The 17594-nt window shown below is 36.0% G+C and carries 17 protein-coding genes; 6 read left to right on the forward strand and 11 right to left on the reverse strand.

The genetic code is table 11. From position 1 onward, the window contains the following. The first annotated feature begins 21 nt into the window (after positions 1-21). Together EK417_RS02075 and EK417_RS02080 are read left to right on the forward strand one after the other, a co-directional pair. Entirely contained in the window at positions 22-1212 is a 1191-nt protein-coding gene (locus tag EK417_RS02075) for an endonuclease/exonuclease/phosphatase family protein (RefSeq protein WP_076596011.1), read from the forward strand. 50 nt (positions 1213-1262) lie between these two features. Beyond that, positions 1263-1682, forward strand: a complete 420-nt coding sequence (locus EK417_RS02080) for a DUF6146 family protein (RefSeq protein ID WP_110366508.1) — start codon at positions 1263-1265, stop codon at positions 1680-1682. A gap of 70 nt (positions 1683-1752) precedes the next feature. Here the strand turns inward: EK417_RS02080 and EK417_RS02085 are convergent, their stop codons facing one another. Both EK417_RS02085 and rho read right to left on the reverse strand, forming a co-directional pair. Continuing rightward, complete coding sequence (locus tag EK417_RS02085; protein ID WP_076596015.1) at positions 1753-2349, reverse strand: superoxide dismutase; 597 nt, start codon at positions 2347-2349, stop codon at positions 1753-1755. Between the two features lie 194 nt (positions 2350-2543). Next, entirely contained in the window at positions 2544-4367 is a 1824-nt protein-coding gene (gene rho, locus EK417_RS02090; protein ID WP_136521197.1) for a transcription termination factor Rho, read from the reverse strand. A gap of 144 nt (positions 4368-4511) precedes the next feature. Here rho and EK417_RS02095 point away from each other — a divergent pair, with 144 nt between their 5' ends. From EK417_RS02095 to EK417_RS02110, 4 genes are all read left to right on the forward strand, one after another. Further along, positions 4512-4901, forward strand: a complete 390-nt coding sequence (locus EK417_RS02095; RefSeq protein WP_076596017.1) for a DUF4293 family protein — start codon at positions 4512-4514, stop codon at positions 4899-4901. A 146-nt stretch (positions 4902-5047) separates the two neighbouring features. Beyond that, entirely contained in the window at positions 5048-5968 is a 921-nt protein-coding gene (locus tag EK417_RS02100) for a M28 family peptidase (protein WP_136521198.1), read from the forward strand. A gap of 229 nt (positions 5969-6197) precedes the next feature. Next, a complete protein-coding gene (locus tag EK417_RS02105) occupies positions 6198-8036 on the forward strand; it encodes an ABC transporter ATP-binding protein (protein ID WP_136521199.1) in 1839 nt (612 codons plus the stop codon). Between the two features lie 18 nt (positions 8037-8054). Continuing rightward, complete coding sequence (locus EK417_RS02110; RefSeq protein ID WP_076596020.1) at positions 8055-8402, forward strand: DUF1801 domain-containing protein; 348 nt, start codon at positions 8055-8057, stop codon at positions 8400-8402. Positions 8403-8452: 50 nt separating this feature from the next. Here EK417_RS02110 and EK417_RS02115 read toward each other — a convergent pair whose 3' ends face one another. The 9 genes from EK417_RS02115 to rsfS form a co-directional block, all read right to left on the reverse strand. After that, on the reverse strand, positions 8453-10261 hold the full coding sequence (locus EK417_RS02115; protein ID WP_136521200.1) for a phage tail-like protein: 1809 nt from the start codon (positions 10259-10261) through the stop codon (positions 8453-8455). 365 nt (positions 10262-10626) lie between these two features. Beyond that, positions 10627-10947 carry a transposase gene (locus EK417_RS02120; RefSeq protein ID WP_076596022.1) on the reverse strand — a complete coding sequence of 107 codons (321 nt, stop codon included), beginning with the start codon at positions 10945-10947 and terminating at the stop codon, positions 10627-10629. Position 10948: 1 nt separating this feature from the next. Further along, positions 10949-11362 (reverse strand): transposase, encoded by a 414-nt coding sequence (locus EK417_RS02125; protein ID WP_076596023.1) that lies wholly within the window; start codon positions 11360-11362, stop codon positions 10949-10951. A gap of 97 nt (positions 11363-11459) precedes the next feature. Then, a complete protein-coding gene (locus EK417_RS02130) occupies positions 11460-12452 on the reverse strand; it encodes a helix-turn-helix transcriptional regulator (RefSeq protein ID WP_083688841.1) in 993 nt (330 codons plus the stop codon). A gap of 434 nt (positions 12453-12886) precedes the next feature. Then, positions 12887-13543, reverse strand: coding sequence for a phosphatidylserine decarboxylase family protein (locus EK417_RS02135; RefSeq protein WP_076596024.1), 657 nt, complete (start codon positions 13541-13543; stop codon positions 12887-12889). Positions 13544-13547: 4 nt separating this feature from the next. Beyond that, positions 13548-14420 carry a phosphatidate cytidylyltransferase gene (locus EK417_RS02140; RefSeq protein ID WP_076596025.1) on the reverse strand — a complete coding sequence of 291 codons (873 nt, stop codon included), beginning with the start codon at positions 14418-14420 and terminating at the stop codon, positions 13548-13550. A gap of 24 nt (positions 14421-14444) precedes the next feature. Continuing rightward, entirely contained in the window at positions 14445-15026 is a 582-nt protein-coding gene (locus tag EK417_RS02145; protein ID WP_110366516.1) for an LUD domain-containing protein, read from the reverse strand. Between the two features lie 136 nt (positions 15027-15162). Continuing rightward, positions 15163-17184 carry an ATP-dependent zinc metalloprotease FtsH gene (ftsH, locus tag EK417_RS02150; protein ID WP_136521201.1) on the reverse strand — a complete coding sequence of 674 codons (2022 nt, stop codon included), beginning with the start codon at positions 17182-17184 and terminating at the stop codon, positions 15163-15165. Positions 17185-17205: 21 nt separating this feature from the next. Further along, the gene (gene rsfS / locus EK417_RS02155) at positions 17206-17571 is read right to left on the reverse strand and encodes a ribosome silencing factor (RefSeq protein WP_136521202.1); all 366 of its coding nucleotides are present in this window, start codon (positions 17569-17571) and stop codon (positions 17206-17208) included. Positions 17572-17594 lie beyond the last annotated feature (23 nt).

Here is a 17594-nt window from a genome sequence, read left to right on the forward strand (position 1 = left end):
AATAATAAAAACTCTAAAGAGATGAAGAGATTTTCGAGTTTGTTTGCCCTGTTTATTTCGATCGTGGCATTCTCACAACAACAAGGAAAACTGAGAAAAGTAGCAACCGTGGGTTTCTTAAATGTAGAAAACCTTTGGGATACTATTCGCTCAGCAGATTATATAGACGGAACCAAAGACATTAAAAATCCCGCTTTCCACAGAAGTATTCCTATAGATTCTATTAAGTTTCTGGAAGCTGAAAAATATGACGGGCCATGGAGTGACGGAGCTTTAATTGGCAAAAAAGTAGTTAGAGAACAAGGTGGTTCTGAAGAGTTTACTCCAAAAAGTGCAAAGAACTACGGAAGTAAAATTTATAAGGCAAAGCTGGCTAACGAAGCTAAGGTAATTTCTGAAATGGGAGCTCAATATACCAAAACAGCTCCCGCGGTAGTGGGTCTTATTGAAGTTGAAAACAGACAGGTGATTCAGGATCTTGTGAATGAGCCGGCTTTAAAGAAATATGATTACGGAATTATCCACTACAATTCTTATGATTACAGAGGAATTGATGTGGCGTTGATCTATCAGAAAAGAAGATTTACTCCTACCAATTCATTAAAAAAAGAACTGGTCATTTACGGTGATAGCGGAAGAAGAGAATATACAAGAGATATTCTTGTGGTAACAGGATTTTTAGATAATGAAAAAGTAGCATTTTTCATGAACCACTGGCCTTCAAGAAGAGGTGGTGAAGCAATTTCTTTACCTAAAAGAAATGCTGCCGCAGCGTTATTAAAAAAACAAATGGACAGTGTAAGAGCAGCAGATCCCACCACAAAGCTTTTTGCAATGGGCGACTTTAATGATGACCCTGTAAGCCCAAGTTTAAAAAACCATTTGAAAGCTCAGGCCAATCCAAAAGATTTAAGCGAGGAAACTCCTTATCTTAACCTGATGTATCCTTTATATAAGAAAGGGGTTGCTTCTTTGGCTTATCAGGACGCCCCGAACCTGTTTGACCAGATTATCGTTTCTAAAAACGTAATTTCAGATCAGGTAACTAAAGAATATTCTGTTTACAAAGCAGAAATCTTTGCCCCGCCTTACCTCGTTAATAAAGAAGGGAATTATAAAGGATATCCTTTCAGATCCTGGAATGGAGACCAGTTTACAGGAGGCTACAGTGATCACTTCCCGGCATTTGTAGTTCTTCAGAAAGAACCATAAAAAAGTTAGGCACTCTTATTGGAGTGCTTTTTTTATATAAATGTCACGTCATGAAAAATATTGTTTTATTAGTAATAATTGCCTTGATACCTTTAAGCTGTTTTTCTCAGGAAACTCCAAAGAAAAATAAGGAGCAACATGAAATGAAGCCCTCTAAAAATGAAGACGGAGAATGGGACCTTACCGTTATCGATACCCAATTTGACTATTTTCTGAGTGCTGTTGCAAAACCCATCAGCCAGTATTCAGAATCTTATCTGAAAACAAAAAATACGTTTTTGGTGAATGAATGGAATGGTTATTATAATTCCGGCAGATACAGAAATATTATAGAATCCGGAATAGATTATGATCCTAAGGAAAATTACGGAATCAGGTTTGAATATAAATTATATCAGGTTTTTGTCTATGTAAACTGGAAGTATAAGCTAAGATTGAATGGATTATCCGGAAGCGATGCGATAAGGTAAATTTAAATAATACTCAATAAAAAAGGTTCAGAGTAATTCTGAACCTTTTCATTTTTATAATAGCTGAAAATTATTTATTGAATAATTCCTCTACTTTATCCCAGTTTACTACATCGAAAAATGCAGAAACATAGTCAGGTCTTCTGTTTTGGTAGTTCAGATAGTAAGCGTGCTCCCAAACGTCTAATCCTAAAACCGGAGTTCCTTTAACGTCTGCTACAGGCATTAATGGGTTATCCTGGTTAGGGGTAGAAGAAACAGATACAGAACCGTCAGTATTTTTTACTAACCAGGCCCATCCTGAACCGAATCTTGTTTTAGCAGCCTCAGAAAAATCAGTTTTGAATTTATCAAAACCTCCGTAATTTTCGATAGCAGCCTTTACATTTCCTACAGGCTCTTTGCTTCCACCGGGAGTTAAAATTTCCCAGAATAAAGAGTGGTTAAAGTGACCTCCTCCGTTATTTCTTACTGCTGGCTTGTCAGTTCCTGTCTGGCAGATTTCTTCAATAGTTTTTCCTGCTAGTTCAGTTCCTTCAACTGCTTTATTTAAATTGTCAATATATGCCTGGTGGTGTTTTGTATGGTGGATTTCCATAGTTCTTGCATCGATCGTTGGTTCCAATGCATCGTATGCATATCCTAGTTTTGGTAATTCAAATGACATAATCTTTATTTTTAATGTTATTATTCAAAATTAGCCAATATTTAAGGTATTATCAAGGATTGTGGATTACTTTAATAAATCTTTAACATTGATATATTGATTTAGAATGAATTAAGTTTTAATTTTTTTATCATATTAATAAAAAGCACGAACCCAATGATCCGTGCTTTCTATTTAACAATATTAAATTAAATTTATTTATTCATAGACATCAGGAATTCCTCATTATTGAGAGTTCCTTTGATGTTTTTATTTACAAATTCCATTGCTTCTACAGGATTCATTTCAGAAAGATATTTTCTGAAGATCCACATTCTCTGGGAAGTTACTTCATCCAGAAGCAGATCATCTCTACGTGTGCTGGAGGAAATAAGGTCAATAGCAGGATAAATTCTTCTGTTCGCAATTTTTCTGTCTAGCTGAAGCTCCATATTACCGGTACCTTTAAATTCTTCAAAGATAACTTCATCCATTTTAGATCCTGTATCAATTAATGCCGTTGCAATGATGGTAAGAGATCCTCCTCCTTCAATTTTTCTTGCCGCTCCGAAAAATCTTTTAGGCTTGTGAAGAGCATTGGCATCTACCCCACCGGAAAGTACTTTACCAGATGCAGGCGTTACGGTATTGTAAGCTCTTGCTAGTCTTGTAATAGAGTCCAGTAAAATCACTACATCATGTCCGCATTCTACCATTCTTTGTGCTTTTGCAAGAACAAGGTTGGCTACTTTTACATGTTTTTCTGCTGCTTCATCAAATGTAGAGGCAATTACTTCTGCATTTACGCTTCTTTCCATATCAGTAACCTCTTCCGGACGCTCATCAATCAGAAGAACCATCATATAAACTTCCGGGTGGTTTGCCGCAATAGAGTTAGCTATATCTTTAAGCAACATCGTTTTACCGGTTTTAGGCTGTGCAACAATCATTGCTCTCTGACCTTTTCCGATAGGTGCAAATAAATCTACAATTCTGGTAGAAATGGTAGAATTACTTCCTGCTAAATTGAATTTCTCTTCCGGGAAAAGGGGAGTAAGATATTCAAAAGCAACACGGTCTTTGATAAATGCAAGGTCACGTCCGTTAACTTCTGTTGGCTTTAGCAATGAAAAGTATTTCTCCCCTTCTTTTGGAAGTCTTACAATTCCTTTCACGGTATCTCCGGTTTTTAACCCGTAATTCCTGATCTGAGCTGTAGAAACATACACATCATCAGGAGAAGATATATAACTGAAATCTGAAGAACGTAAAAACCCGTAGTTATCCGGTAAGATCTCCAAAACCCCTTCAATACTTACCAATCCATCGAAATTGAATTCTTTTTTATGGTCGTGCTGCTCCTCTCCTTTTTCAGAATTTCTGTTTTGATTCTGATTTTGGTTTTGATGCTGCTGGTGCTGTTGGTTTTGATTTTTATGTTGGTTTCCACTGTTCTGTGGATGGTTGTGTCCTTTTGGAGGTCTGCTAGCCTGCTGTTGTTGAGGGTTGTTAGGCTTTTCTTCAGCCTGAACAGGCTCTTGAGGTTCTGTGTTTTTTGGAGCTTCAACTCTTTCCTGAGATACTTCTGCGTTAGCTGTATTGGTAGAAACTCTTTTTCTTTTCTTTTTTGCCTGAGCGCTTGCTGCTGATTCTTCTGTTGCTACAGCGGTTTCAGCTTTGGGTTCTTCCGGTTTTATTTCTTCAGAAACAGGTATCTTTTCTTCTGTTATTTCCTCTGTTTTAGTTTCTACCGGAACTTTTGCAATTGCTTTTGGCCTGGCTGCTGTTTTTTTCGGGGCAGCTTTTTTTGCCGGGGCTTTGGCAGGTTTCTCTGCTGGAGCCTCTTCAGTATTTACACTGGCGGTTTCTGTGGCGTTGAAATAATCTTTTGCAACTTTAGGGTTAGAAGCCTGAAAGTCAAGAATAGCAAAGATCTTGTCATTTTCATTGCTGGTTCTTGCAACTTTAACGCCCAAATCTTTTAAGATTTTAGTCAGTTCCGTTACGGATTTTGACCTTAACGTTTCTATGTTAAACATATTTAATGTAAAAATGTAATTAATTGTGAGTAAGAAAAGTAAGTCCGGCGACTTTGGTTTTCAAGTACATTGTATAATGCAAATCTACACTTATTTTTGAATTGTGCAAAATTTATATTATTTTTGCCAAGAATTTAATATTCAATGCTACAGAGAATACAAACCATATGGACCTTATTAGCAGTTTTAGCTGCAGTTTTCCTTTTTATAACAGGACAGGATGTTGTCATTTCAGACAGTATTCCTTTACTTAATATAGGCTGTATGGTACTTGTTATCACCGGAGCATTAAGTATTTTCAGTTTCAAAAACAGAAAAAGACAAATTTTGCTGAATACCATCAGCATCATTATAAACGCTTTGTTGATTGGTGTATTGGCGTACTGGTTACTAAACTTATCCGGAGGAATTCAAATTCCTGAGAAGGGTATTGAGCCGATTTTCCCATTGATTGCGGTAATCTGTCTGCTTATAGCAAACGTTTACATCCGTAAAGATGAGAGGCTCGTAAAATCTGTAGACAGACTTCGATAGCCTTACAACGATTTTTTGAGTGAGAACAGCTTCTTTTTAGGAGCTGTTTTTTTATTTTGTCATCCCATTCTTAATTTAAATTATGTAAATTCATTGCAACTTTTTGATTAAAAACACGACATATCATATAATTTTAACAAAAGACAATGAAAAAGCTAACCTATCTTACTTTATCACTATTCTCCATATTTACCTTTGGACAGGAGGTTTCCAAAGAAAGAGTAAAAACAGTTCTTTCCACTCTCGCTTCAGATGAAATGAAAGGCCGTGAAATCGGGACTCAGGAAAATGAAAATGCTGCCAATTATATCGCTAAACTTTTCAAAGAAAATAATCTGGAATACTGTACCGGAACATCTTATCTGGTTCCTTTTGACTACAACGGAAAGACGGTATACAATGTTTGCGGAATCAAAAAAGGAAAATCAGGTCAGTATCTTGGTTTTTCAGGGCATTTTGATCATATCGGAACCAGTGATAAAAGCGGAGACAATATTTATAACGGAGCAGATGATGATGCCAGCGGAATCACTACTCTGGTAGGTATTGCCGATTATTTTAAAAACAAAAAACCGGAATTCTCCATGGTATTTATGGCATTCAATGGAGAGGAAAAAGGAATGCTGGGCTCACGAGCTATTTCCACAGATAAAAATCTGGATCATATTTATAATAAGATGACAGCTCTTTTCAATTTCGAAATGGTAGCTACAGAATCTCAATGGGGGAAAAACGCATTATATATGACAGGAGACGGATTCTCAGATCTTGACGAGCTTTTCAATAAAAATGCAGTAAACGGATTAAAAATTAATGCCGATCCTTATGCGAAACAGCAGTTGTTCTACCGTTCAGACAATGTGAGTTTTGTAAAAAAGAAAATCATTGCCCATTCATTTTCTACCGTTGATATGACAAAAGCATCTCATTACCACCATGAAAATGATGATATCAATATTGTAGACTTCGATAACATGACACAGATCATCAATAACTTTGGAAAAACACTGGATCAACTGGGTCCTAAAAATTTTGCTCCGAAGTACAATGACCAGGTTAAATTGTAAGTGAAATCATAAAAAATTGCTGTTGCAGCAGTTTTTTACTAAATAGCAATACCTTTTTATCTCCTGTTCTTAAGCCATGCTAAGGTTTATTTATTCAAAAAATAAAGCTGAATAGCGCTGGGTTGTAACAAAAAGATACTTTTTGAAACTTATCCAATAAAGTAAAACAGGATTAAGAACGTCTTATCTTGTAATTTTACGTAATTTTGCTATCCAATTTTTTCATTGAATGAACGAGTATAAAAAAATCTTAAAGTTCGCGAGACCGCATCAGAAATATATCTACGGCAGTTTATTTTTCAATATCCTGTACTCTGTATTTCAGATTGCTTCCTTAGGGACTATTCTACCGGTTTTGGGAATGCTTTTTGGCACCATAAAACCCGAGAAATATAAAACTGCACCTGTTTATTCCGGTGATCTTATTGACTTTTTCTCTTTTGCAAAAGATTATTCCAATTATTTTATTCAGTCATTAGTTTCTGAATATGGCTCTCTAAAAGTACTTGCCTGGCTATGCATTATCACAGCATTTATGTTTCTCTTAAGAAATATTTTCAGGTATTTAGGCTCACTTTTATTGATCAATTACCGTGTAGGTGTTACTAAAGATTTACGGGGAGCTATGTACAGGAAAATATTGACTTTACCCGTTTCTTTTTTTACAGAAAGCCGAAAAGGAGATATGATGTCCCGTATGTCTAATGACGTAGGAGAAGTGGAAGGAAATATTCTGGGAAGCTTAGTTGAATTAATCAACGCGCCTTTTATGTTGATCAGCACTTTGATTTCTTTATTTATTGTGAGTCCGGAAATGACACTTTTCTCATTATTGGTATTGCCTGTAATGGGAACAATGATCGCTTTGATTGGAAAAAGTCTAAAAAAAGACTCCCATGAAGCACAACATGAGCTGGGAACCATCTTTTCTATCGTAGACGAAACACTAAAATCTTCAAAGGTTATTAAAATATTTAATGCTGAAAAGATCATGGATAACCGCTTCATGCAGTCCATGAACAGATGGATTTCCAGCTCAATGAGCTTGGGAAAAAAGAAAGAATTAGCATCGCCAATGAGTGAATTTCTAGGTTCTATTACCTTTTTAATCATTGCATGGTATGGAGGAAAACAGATTATTGTAGACCAAAGTTTATCGCCTGCAGGGTTTTTGGTATTCTTGGGAATGTTTTTCCAAATCTTACCACCGGCCAAAAGCTTATCTACATCCATTTCCAATGTACAGAAAGGAGAAGCTTCATTGAAAAGAGTATTGGAAATTCTTGATGCAGACGTAAAAATTGATGAAATACCCAATCCTGTTTCGATCTCAACATTAAATCATTCCATCGAATTTAATAATATTGGCTTTTACTACGATAAAGATCATACCATTCTTAAAAACTTCTCACTTTCTATCCCTAAAGGGAAAACAGTTGCTCTTGTCGGGCAAAGTGGAAGCGGTAAAACAACGATTGCCAATCTTTTAGCCAGATTCTATGATGTTTCGGAAGGAGAAATTCTGATTGACGGAACCGATATCAAGCATTTAAAATTACAGGAATACCGTAAGCTATTGGGAATGGTAACCCAGGAATCTGTATTGTTCAATGATTCCGTTTATAATAATATTCTGATGGGTAAACCTGATGCTACCAGAGAAGAAGTAATTGCTGCAGCAAAAATTGCCAATGCAGACTCATTTATTACAAGGCTTCCTGAAGGTTATGATTCCAATATCGGAGATGACGGTGGTAAACTTTCCGGAGGTCAGAAACAAAGAGTTTCTATTGCCAGAGCGGTATTAAAAAACCCGCCAATCATGATTCTGGATGAAGCAACCTCTGCGCTGGACACGGAATCTGAAAGATTCGTACAGGATGCACTGGAGAAAATGATGGAAAACAGAACGTCTTTAGTCATTGCCCACCGCCTTTCAACCATTCAGAAAGCAGACTGGATTGTAGTGATGGAAAAAGGAGATATTGTGGAACAGGGAACCCACCACGATCTGATCGCAAAAAGAGGAATGTATCACAAACTTGTTGAACTTCAAAACTTCGACTAACCTTTTAACTGAATTAAAATGAACCCTATACAAGAGTATTTCTACAGAATCCAAGAACCTGAAAGAAGTACTCTTTTATTTTTGCGTGATACCATCTTAGCTTCAGATCCGGAAAATATTACAGAAACATTCAGTTTCGGACTTCCGTTTATCAAATACAAAAAGAAAATGCTATGCTACTTTTATTACAGCAAAAAATATCAAAAGCATTATCTGAGTTTTTATCATGGTGACAGACTTGATTATCCTGAATTGATACAGGATGGCAGAAAGAAGTTTAAAATCCTTCTTATCGATATGGATAAGGATATCCCTGTGGAATTAATATTAAACATGATACAGGACGTTAAAAAACATATAAAATAAAAAACTCCGGCACGAATAATCGTGCCGGAGTCATCTTTAAAAAACTTTTATCATTGTGTGTTTATTCCATTGAATTCTGCCTTTTTAATGGCCCATGCAAGAGCATTGGCATAGAATATTGAATTGTATACGTTCATCTCATAAGCAGCAGCTCCGTTTCCATAGTTGGGTTTAGGAATAGGCTTATAGTTCGTATCTGCATAGAATGGGCATATTGTGTCTGAAGTATTCGGAGCAGCCACCGTTCCACACTGAGAATTGAATCCACCATCTCCTACCCAGATGAAATTTAAACTGTTATGCTTAAATGCAGTTACACGGCCTACTGTTCCTGATGGTGAAGCTGTAGAGATATTTGTATCTCCTGAATATACTGTAATTTCACTTGATGGCAGCCCTGTAGCATAGGTTGTAGCAGAAGCATCTTCTCCCCATTGCAATCCTCTGATATCACCAAAAGGACCGTTCAGGATTTCATCATTAGTCAGGGGCAACTTATAGATTGATCCTGCGCTGTTTACACTTCCTGTATTTACAGATCCATCAAAAACATTTCTTAACAGGTTCTGCATTCCGCTGTTACTTTCAGAATAAGCAACAATTACACCACCCTTTGTCAGGTAATTTCTTAATACCTGTGCTTCTGCAGCATTCATTCCCCATGCATATCCTATTACAATAATATCTACAGGGTTAGCTCCCGTTGTCCATGTTGTAAGCTGAGCAGCGCTTGGGCTGTCTGTACCGTCTATGATTTGATCCCATCCTTCATATTTTACAATACTATTAGCCAATGTGCCAAAATTGGCTGCGGCTTTGGTTACCATCCCTGATGGAGAAGTTCCGGATACGTTATATCCACAACCGTTGGGTGCTGTTCCAATAGTTAGAAGTTTTTTCTTGGGAATCACTACAATTACATTTACAGAGCATGTGGTAGATACTCCTCCCTGGCTGTCGGAAGTAATGGTCATTGTTTTAACCGTCGTAGAAGAAGGTGAACCTGTTCCTTGTAAAGTAATATTCTGATTTCCTGTAGAGGTAAATGTTCCTGATCCGCTGAAAGAAATTCCATCAACGGTATTGGTTGTAACCGTGTAACTTCCCAATGCCGAAACATTTACAGGCAATGTAATTGTATTGGACGCTGTAAGTGCTGTTCCCACTTTATACACGCCATTTACGGTTGCACTTCCACAGCTCATGGTATAAGACCCGGCCGGGCTTAGTACTGCAATAGAAATTGCTGGTGTACAATTAACTGCTGCCCCATTGGCTTCAAGTGTTATATTATCCGTCTGCACATTCTGAGGAGTTCCCTGCCCCGGAATCTGTATTGTTTGTACGCCTGTATTAAGGAAAACACCTGTTCCATAAAAGTTATATCCATTCGGTGTAGTTCCTGTAATTGTATAATTTCCTAATTTAGTTACATTTACAGCAATACTCAGGTAATTTGAACTGGTAAGTTCTTTTCCTTTAACATAGCTTCCCATTGCTTTGGAAGAAGAGCAATCTACTGTAAAAACAGCTTTCCCCATCTGTCCGCAGACACTTTTCCACTCATTATCAGCAAGACTCCAGTAATTAATACAGTCTTCTGTTGTATTATAAATTGTCAAGCCATCATCTTGAGCATTGTTGATTACAATAGCATTTCTTTGTGCTTCAGTAAGTCTAGGGATAAGAACCCCTTTGTTGTTATTACTAGAAACAACATCCAATACAGAATTGGCATTAGGTGTTGTAGTATTAATCCCTACTGCACCATTGGTGCTTTGAGAATAATATTCTCCAAAAGTAAAGAGAAGTGCAATTAAAATGCACTTGATCGAGGGCGATTTAAATTTTGTACTCATCATATTAAGTTATAATTGTTTAATGGTTAATTATTTTAACTAAAATTATAAAACTTTTCGCAAAATAACAACAACATTTGCTTAATATCATGATTTTAGCTACGCAATACTACTCATGCGTAGCTAAACTCATAAACAACCAACGAATTATAACACATATTAAATAATAATCAAATTTAAGTGATTTTATAAAAAAGAAAAATGATTATGAACATTAAAAAAACAATCAAAACATTAAGAGCATTAAAACATGCACCGCTTTAAGCATAAAAACAGAACAATGTCTTATGTTTTAGGTTTTTCATAAAGACCTTAAATAGCAAATAGTCTTTGATAACGTAAAAGTTCATGGCAAAAACACCTTTTCATTCATTAAAAATAGTTTTCCATTTGGAAATAGTATTTCTACTTATCTTAAACAGTCTGCTCAGCTGGAGATTATTAAGTCCGTTCTGTTTCTGATATTTCAGAATTTTTAATATAGATTTTTCGTCATATGAACGAAGTCTTTGATTATTAAATCCAACCGCATATTCAGGCTCTCCAAAAACCAGCTGATTAAACTTGAGAACATCAAAAGCCGAATTCAATGTTTTAAGCTTAAGCCTGATTGTAGCGTCTATTAACTTTTCCGGGAACTTTTCCTCGAGAATATCAGTATAAATCTGTTTGTAATCCGGAGTCATATTATATTTTTTTCATCCATTTGTATAAAGTAGTTTTAGGTATTTTATACCTTTCCACAGCATCGCTGACAGTCATTGTTCCGGTTTTTATTTTTTCCAGAATAAAATCCTTCACCTCTTGCGTATAAATGCTTTTTCTGAAAATCAGGGTATTTTCCTTTTTTCTGAATGCATTATCAATTCTGGACTGCGGAGAATACAAAATAAGATGCCCGGTATAAAATCTAAAGAAATCAAACTTTAAAAGCTTGCACCATTTCAGAAGGATATCGGTATCCATACTTTTCGTATGGTACATTTTTTCTATATCTTCTTCCGTTTGCTCGAAAAATCTGCAGATTCTTTCTATAGAAATCTGATGCTCTTCTACTTTGGACCTGATCAGATCCCCAATATTAATGTCCTTAATATTCATCACAATATTTTTAAGTAAAAATATTGACAAGAGAAGCAAAGATCACCAAGAAAAACTACTCAAAACTACGTATAAGTAATAAAAAACAGGATTCTGTTTAAATTTTTATAAGAAAGCTGTTGATATTGATCTCCGAGGAAATATTCAGTTTTTTCCGGATTCTGTATTTTTTACTTTCTACGGCGCGAATACTGTTATTGGTACACTGTGCTATTTTCTTAGTATCAAAATCCAGCTTCATCAAAGCACAAAAATACAACTCAGAATGAATGAGATTAGGATTGATCGTTAAAAGATCTGGAATAAAATGAGGAAAAAACACCTGAAACTTTTCAAAAAACATAGGCGAATTGTTTTCTGCCAACATTAAAATTTCCCTGATATTTTCTTCCGAAAGATGATTGATAAGCATTTGATGCTTCATCAGCTCTGCATTCGTTTTTACAAGATCTTTGATGGTAGAATCTTTCTCATTTTTATCTGTAATTAAGCCATGGATCAACTGATCTTTCTGGGTTATAAAAACGATATCCACCAGGAAAGAGGCAACAGAAAACAAAATATTCAGCAATTTTATGGTCTTAAAATCCTCTTTTTCTATAAATCTGCTTTTAGGAAGAAAATCAAAATCAAAGTAAAGGCAAGCAATAAAGTTAATGCTGATAATAAAAGTAATAAAAAAAATTGCAAAAGCATCTTTTTTATAGTTCAGAAAGAATGGAACGGCAAACAAAAGACAAAAATAGAAATACTCTACTCCTGCATTTTTATAGGTATAGATATTAAAAAAGTTCACTATAAAAGTAAGTAAAACGAATATTCCGATTATGGAGGTTTTCAAAATCTTTTTAAAACGTTTCGTTTTTCCTTTTATAGCAATCAGAAACAGCCAGAAAAAGGTAATGACAGTAAGGAATATGGAGATCAGCATATCTCCGAAAAAAGTAATAATAAAAATAGAATAAAACAGGAATATGAAAAACAATAAAAGCAAATACCGGTTAATAAGATGAAGATAATTACTTTCAAAATCATCATCCATGTTCTCAGCTTCGTCGTTGATCACCTTAAATAAAAATTTATAAATCATCTTGATGTTTTTTATGTTTTCACAAGCTTAAGTTGGCATTTGTACTCCTGAAGGCATAAATTTCCCAATATTAACAGCTTTTTATGCAAAAAAAACTACAAATGAAATTTACTAGTCTTTTTCAGCATTAAAAGAATATGATTAAGGTGTTTTTTCTAGCTACAATTTACTAAAAATTGATATTAAAATTATCAAATGAAATATCATTTTTGAAAACAAATTAATAAGCATTTACCTCATATCACTTAAAAAGCATGAGCTTGTGTTTTTTGAGCATGCAAAATTATTAATCACAATGGAAAAGCACCCATCTTCCAATACGCAATATTACTCATGCGTAATTTAAACTTTATACACTTAAATGTGGTTTCGTATTACTAAATAAAAAAGAGAGCTGTATAAGCTCTCTTTTCATTCTATATGCGATAAGAATATTAATTTTCTTTCAGTTTGGCGATAACATCCTCACCACCTTTTGTAATATCTCCGATTTTACAGATAATCTCAGTATCCAAAGGCAGGAATACATCCATTCTGGAACCGAATTTGATAAATCCGAATTCATGTCCGGCTTTTGCCTTATCTCCTTCATTACAGTAGAAAACGATTCGTCTTGCAACATAACCTGCAATCTGTCTGAAGACTACTTTATGATCAGTCATCGTCTGAATAGCTACCGTAGTTCTTTCGTTCTCCGTAGAAGACTTTTCATGCCATGCTACAAGATACTTTCCAGGGTGGTATTTTTTGTAAATAACATCTCCCGAAACCGGATATCTACAAATGTGAACATTGAGAGGAGACATAAAAATAGAAACCTGGATAGCTTTTCCTTTGATAAACTCATCCTCTTCCACTTCTTTGATCATTACCACTTTTCCGTCCACCGGAGCAATTACGTTTTCTTTGTGATCAAGAATATTACGATCAGGAACTCTGAAGAACCAGAAAACTAAACCGTAAATAACCAATAAAGGCATAATGATCACCAGTGACCATATTTTAAGGAAATAGATTGCGAGAGCACCCAGTATAATAAAAAGCAGGGTTGCAACGGTAATCGTTCCTTTTGATTCTCTATGTAATTTCATGAGACTAAATAAATTTTTCTAAAATAAAGTACAAATATACGACAGGAACGCAGATAATAAAACTATCAAGTCTGTCTAAAACTCCTCCATGTCCAGGAATAATGTTTCCACTGTCCTTTACACCGAAGTTTCTCTTCAATTGACTCTCCACCAAATCGCCTAATGGCGCAAAGGCAGCCACTAAAAATCCTACGACCATCCAGTTCCCCCTCAACTCCGGCTGATAATGCTCAATAAAGTAGGATAAAACCAGTGTTAACACGACACCTCCCGCATATCCTTCCCATGTTTTTTTAGGAGATATTTTAGGGGCCATTTTATGTTTGCCGAAAAACTTCCCTACCAGGTAAGCAAAGGTATCGCTACTCCAGATCAGAATGAACAGAAACAGAACCTCCAAAGAGAAACTATCACTATAGCTGGAGAACTTTGGCAGCCCTAATGCAAAACTAAATGGCAGTGCTACGTAGATAACAGTAAAAATAAGCTTCCCGCTGTCGAAGTATAATTCGTTAGGATATTTGAATAAAGTAACTACAGCAATACCAATAAGTGCCAGTGCCAGTATTTCACTAAGCCTGAAATCAAAAAAGAAATCGTGATTAAAATATCTTTTGGAAAACATGTAGAAAATAAAAATGACCAATGGATATACGACCCATTTTTCATAGCCGTTTCCAAACTTCATGATTTTTACACATTCCCAGGTTCCTACAATCAGCAGCAGACTCATCAATCCATGATAAAGATACTGTTGCTTGATAAGACCCGGTACAATATTGTTCAGCAGCTGTGCTCCCAGCGGAGTAGAACAAAGAATAATGATAGCTACATAAACGATACCTGATATGGTTCTTTGAATGAGATTTTTGTCCAAAATTTAAAATTTAGAAATGGTTGCTTAATCTTCAAGCAGCAATAAAAACAGTTTTGTACTGGAATTGGAAGAACTGTCCATTTTTGATTGGCTTCCGCTAATGGAAGTAAGGTTCTTGATATTTCCGTTCCTTTTTATTTTCCCCATAGCATCATTCAGGTTGTTTACAATCTGAGAAACATTGGCAATGATGATAATTCTATCGGGAAGCCTTGAAGAATGATAATGAAGAATATTATTATGTGAAAGCATGATTCTGCCATCATAGGCGATCAGGTATTCACAGGTGATGAATGCGGCGTCATTAGACGGCTGAAGTTCTGAAGTGTAGGTAGACTTCACAACATTCAAAAAGTTCTGAAGTTCTTTATCCCAACAGAAAAGGTTTTGAATACCTTCTATTTTGACAATCTGATTTAAAGTTTGTAGAGCTTCCGCTTCATCTGCACAATAATTAAAAAATCCCCCGGAATGCGTAAATAATTGCGCAAACTTATAGTCAAGATCCGCATTTTTCAGCGAATCCCCAAGCTTCTCCAGGCTCTGTTTATCCTCTTCTTCAGGCTGGTTGGTAAGTTTGCTTACAATCCTCTTGAATAAATTCAACTTAATCTATTTTTAGTCAACTTTATACAAAAATAGAAAATAAATTACAATAGTGTCCAAAATATCTCCTTAAATATAAAAAACCTGACAATTTTACAGTTGTCAGGTTTTTATGAATTATATTTTTTTTAGAATCTTAAAGCTGTGTCGGGCTTTCCGGAGCCTGAATTTCGCTTCCTTCTTCTTTTTCTTTGATCTGAGGTGTTTCCACTACTAGCGGCTCATCTTTTTCAGGAATAGTATTGGTTACAGGCTTCTCTGTCAATTCTGGATCCCATGCTCTTTTTCCGAATATTTCTTCTAAGTCTTCACGGAAGATCACTTCTTTTTCTAACAGTTTATTAGCCAAAGCATCAAGTTTATCTTTATTTTCTTCAAGAATTCTTACCGCTCTTTCATACTGATTTTCGATAATCAATTTGATCTCAGCATCAATTTTGGTAGCCGTTTCTTCGGAATATGGTTTTCCGAAATTGTATTCAGACTGGCCAGAACTGTCATAGTAAGAAATATTACCGATATTAGGGCTTAAACCGTAGATTGTAACCATTGCCTGAGCTCTCTTTGTTACTGTTTCCAGATCAGAAAGTGCTCCTGTAGAAATATTATTGAAGATCACCTGCTCTGCTGCTCTACCTCCTAATGTTGCACACATTTCGTCCAACATCTGTTCAGTAGTGGTAAGCTGTCTTTCTTCCGGAAGATACCATGCTGCTCCTAAAGAACGTCCTCTTGGAACAATCGTTACCTTTAAAAGTGGAGATGCATGTTCTACCAGCCAAGAGATTGTAGCGTGACCTGCTTCATGATAAGCAACTCTTCTCTTTTCAGATGGTTTGATTGCCATGTTTTTCTTTTCAAGTCCACCGATAATTCTGTCAACCGCATCCAGGAAATCCTGTTTTGTAACAGAAGTATGGTTATATCTGGCCGCAATAAGCGCAGCTTCGTTACAAACATTAGCAATATCTGCCCCACTGAATCCAGGAGTTTGTTTTGCTAAGAAATCTCTATCAACATTATCATCAAGCTTGATCTTTTTCAAGTGCACATCAAAGATTTGTCTTCTTTCGTGAAGCTCCGGAAGGTCTACATAGATAGAACGGTCAAAACGTCCTGCTCTCATCAAAGCTTTATCCAGGATATCTGCTCTGTTGGTTGCAGCCATTACAATTACATTCACATCTGTTCCGAAACCGTCCATTTCAGTAAGAAGCTGGTTCAGGGTATTTTCTCTTTCGTCGTTTCCGCCGGAGAAATTATTTTTTCCTCTTGCACGTCCGATGGCATCAATCTCATCAATGAAGATAATTGCCGGAGATTTTGCTTTTGCCTGAGCAAAAAGGTCTCTTACTCTTGAAGCACCTACTCCTACAAACATTTCAACGAAATCTGAACCTGAAAGTGAGAAGAACGGAACTTTAGCTTCCCCAGCAACGGCTTTTGCCAATAACGTTTTACCTGTTCCCGGAGGCCCTACCAAAAGAACACCTTTAGGAATTTTACCTCCAAGTTTTGTATATTTTTCGGAGTTCTTCAAGAAATCTACCACTTCCTGAACTTCTTCTTTGGCTCCTTCCAATCCTGCAACATCTTTAAATGTTACCTGAATTCTTTCTTTTTCGTCGAAAAGCTTTGCTTTGGATTTTCCGATTGAGAAGATCTGTCCGCCAGGACCTCCGCCTCCACCCATCTTTCTGAAAAGAAGGAAGTAGAATAATCCAAGAATAGAAATCCAAACCAGCGCAGGAACCAAGATGTCCATTAGAGCACTTTTGCCTGTTCCGTAATCTTTAGTTGTTTTAATAGCCGGATTGCTGGCTTTGACCTGCTCAAATTTCTGAAGGAAAAGTTGAAGGTCTCCGTATTTCACAGAAAAATCTGCTTTAGGAGCCATTTCGAAAGCAGAAAGAGGATTGTTTTCTTTTCCTGCTTTGGAAACCATTGCCGTTTTCGCTTCTTTTGTTAGGAAAACATCAGCTTTCTCTATGTCTTTGTATATAATTATATTCTGGACTTTGCCCGCCTGCATTTCTCTAAAGAAACCATCTTCATCAATAGATTTTGCTGCATCACCTCCAAGGAAATTGGAACCAAAGAATAGCAAAAGAGCTACGATTGCAATAGGAAAGAACCAGTTGAATCCTTTATTATTCATTTAGACTTTTTAAAATTTTTATTATTCATTTTCAATTTTGGTAATGACTGCGTCACCCCAAAGTTCTTCTATGTCGTAGTACTCACGTACCTGTTTTTGGAATATATGAACCACCACTGAAACGTAATCCACCAATACCCACATTGCATTTTCAGTACCTTCTACGTGCCAGGGTCTGTCCTGTAGTTCGTTTCTTACTTTCTTCTCTACATTTCCTGCCAATGCAGCTACCTGTGTATTTGAGTTTCCGCTGCATATCACGAACGTTTCTGCTACGGAGTTTTCGATGTTGGAAAGATCGAAGATCATAATGTCTTCCCCTTTTACATCCTGGATAGCTTCAACGATTTTATCTATTAACGCTTGTTTTTCTGCTGTTTTATTCATTAAAAAAATACTATAATCTGCAA

This window comes from Chryseobacterium candidae (assembly GCF_004916905.1).
In the GTDB taxonomy this organism is placed as follows: domain Bacteria; phylum Bacteroidota; class Bacteroidia; order Flavobacteriales; family Weeksellaceae; genus Chryseobacterium; species Chryseobacterium candidae.